We start from the raw sequence: 2142 nt of genomic DNA on the forward strand, positions 1-2142 counted from the left end.
AAGCTCGGCCATCCGGCCTCGGGTCTCTCGGGTCCACATCCCGAGCTTGAATCACCCTCGGTCGCGCCGCGCCAAGCCTTTCTCAAACGGTCACTCAGCCGCCCAGTCGGTACCGAAGTGCACCACATAGGTCCTACTGCGAGCGGTCGCGAACCAGCTGCTCGCGCGGCGCTTGGCCATTCGCATTGAGCATGCTGGTGTAACCATTGTGACGCATCCGGACCCGCAAAGCGCGCCAGCGTCGCCTCTTTCTGCATGAGGTTGGCAGTCTCGCTGACACGGGTGCGATCCTCGACGACCGCATCCACGACAATGACTTGTCGAAAGCGGCTAAGATTGTTCGGCGCTCGCCCTAGGCGAGTGTCGACAAGGCTCGGAGACGCCGCTCGGGGGCGACGGACTGGAACCGGCCGGTCGCGCTGGGGGACGTCGTAGTGGTGCGCGAAGTGCGGCTGCGAGCAGGTGCGCAGCGTAATGCATCTATCATGCTCGTTGATTGATATCGTGAAAGGTGGAGAGCCGGCCCCGAAAGCGCGCGGACCGCGGGAGACGCCGCATGAGGGGAGGACCCAATCGCGGTGGTGGTGATGCGGCGGTTGGCATCGTCCCAGAACACCCGCGCGCCCTGGGTGATGGCGAGCGCGGGCTCCTTCGGCAGCTCGAACTCGCCGCGGGTCTCGCACTCGACGGTAGCGTTCTGGGCGGCGTCGGAGGCCGCCACCCCGAAGAAGGCGCCGACCAGCAGGCCCTGGCCGGCGAGGATGCCGCCCGTGTAGGGCACCACCATCGGGATGGAGCGGGCGTCGGGACGGAGGCAGTTGCGCATGGGGAGGTCTCCCAGGATGGTAGAGAGGGATGGGACTTGGTCCGAGGTCTGCTCGGACTGGTGGATAGGACCTTCGCGGAGACGAGATGCGGATGGCGCGGGAGCAACCAGGCGAGGCAAGACCTTCCGCCGGCATGGCCCGCGCCCTTGGTCGGGCCATCGGCGCTGCCCTGCTTGCGCTCGGCGGCTTCGGCGCGACGCTCGCTGCGGCTGCCTGCTGCGCGCTGCCCATGGCGTTCGCCACCCTCGGCATCGCCGGCGGCATCTGGATGCTGGATATTGCTGTCGTCGCCGGCCCGTGGCAGCGCGAGTTGCTGTGGGGCGGCGCGGCGGCGCTGGTGCTCGCCCTTCTGGTGACCGGACCGCGGGGCGCGCCGGGCTGCGATCAGGGCCTCTGCACGAGGGTCGGGTTCCGGCTGCCGCTGATCGGCCTGGTCATGCTCGGCGGCGGGCTGGCCGGGCTCACTCTGGCGGCGGGATGAGGCGGATGGCGGTGCCCCTGATCTCGACGATCACCTGCCCGCACTGCGGGCATGTGCAGCAGGAGACGATGCCGACCAACGCCTGCCAGTGGTTCTACGATTGCAAGGGCTGCGGCGCCGTGCTCCGCCCGAAGCCTGGCGACTGCTGCGTCTATTGCTCCTACGGCGACGTGCCCTGTCCGCCCATTCAGGAGGCCCGCGCCGAGGGCCGCAGCGGATCCTGCTGCGGCACCTCCTGACGAGGGCTTCGCGTGATCAGGTCCCCGGGTTGAACCAGGCGCCGCGCCAGTCGATGGCGCCGACGCCGAAATCGAAGATCACGCTGACCTCGACGCCGTCCGCGCCCTGGACGGGCCCGGTGGTGACCTGCGGCCCCTCGGCGCCGTTGAGGTAGCCGTAGACGTAGACCGGCGCCGCGACCGGGTCGGAGAAGAGATACCAGCGGTTGGCCGGGATCAGCGGCTCGACCACCGGCTGCACGAAGCCGGCGAAGACATTCGCGTTGCTGGTCTGCGTCGCCGCCACCGGCACCGTCGCCTGCCGCGCCGCCAGCTCGAGGTTCGGCCCGACCAGCAGCCGCATGGTCTGGCCCGTGGAGATGGGCAGCCCGTCGAGGCTGCGCTGCCTCATGATGGCGGCGCGGCCGGCGCCGATGGTCGCGGTGTCGAGCGGCGTGCCGGTGCCGGCCTTGTTGGCGCGTGCGGCAGCGGTGGCGAACACGGGCGCGTTGCCGGTGGCGAGCGTCGGGCCGTCGCCGTTGGCGCTGTTGAGCAGGTTGTAGGCGGTGGCGTTCTCGAACTCGGCGACGCGGCGGCCGATCATGGAGGCGAAGTC

At 69.7% G+C, this 2142-nt stretch carries 4 protein-coding genes; 2 read left to right on the top strand and 2 right to left on the bottom strand.

Going from position 1 to position 2142, the window contains the following annotated elements; all coding sequences use genetic code 11:
* Positions 1–352: 352 nt before the first annotated feature.
* Positions 353–826: a DUF2190 family protein gene (locus H596_RS22485; RefSeq protein ID WP_084603030.1), complete on the bottom strand. Its 474-nt coding sequence runs from the start codon at positions 824–826 to the stop codon at positions 353–355.
* 134 nt (positions 827–960) lie between these two features.
* On the opposite strand from H596_RS22485, the gene H596_RS23180 reads away from it, so the two are divergent.
* Together H596_RS23180 and H596_RS0118785 are read left to right on the top strand one after the other, a co-directional pair.
* On the top strand, positions 961–1308 hold the full coding sequence (locus H596_RS23180) for a hypothetical protein (protein ID WP_051213433.1): 348 nt from the start codon (positions 961–963) through the stop codon (positions 1306–1308).
* Between the two features lie 11 nt (positions 1309–1319).
* Positions 1320–1547, top strand: coding sequence for a GDCCVxC domain-containing (seleno)protein (locus tag H596_RS0118785; RefSeq protein WP_027286177.1), 228 nt, complete (start codon positions 1320–1322; stop codon positions 1545–1547).
* Positions 1548–1563: 16 nt separating this feature from the next.
* On the opposite strand, the gene H596_RS24915 is transcribed toward H596_RS0118785, so the two are convergent.
* Positions 1564–2142 (bottom strand): phage major capsid protein (locus H596_RS24915; protein ID WP_027286178.1); only part of this gene is annotated, 579 nt, incomplete at its 5' end.

Source organism: Rubritepida flocculans DSM 14296, from assembly GCF_000425365.1.
Lineage (GTDB): Bacteria > Pseudomonadota > Alphaproteobacteria > Acetobacterales > Acetobacteraceae > Roseococcus > Roseococcus flocculans.

Bases quoted from the DNA above. Each gene is read 5' to 3' on its own strand.
- H596_RS23180 (WP_051213433.1), top strand. From the start codon at position 961: ATGGCCCGCGCCCTTGGTCGGGCCATCGGCGCTGCCCTGCTTGCGCTC.
- H596_RS22485 (WP_084603030.1), bottom strand. From the start codon at position 826: ATGCGCAACTGCCTCCGTCCCGACGCCCGCTCCATCCCGATGGTGGTG.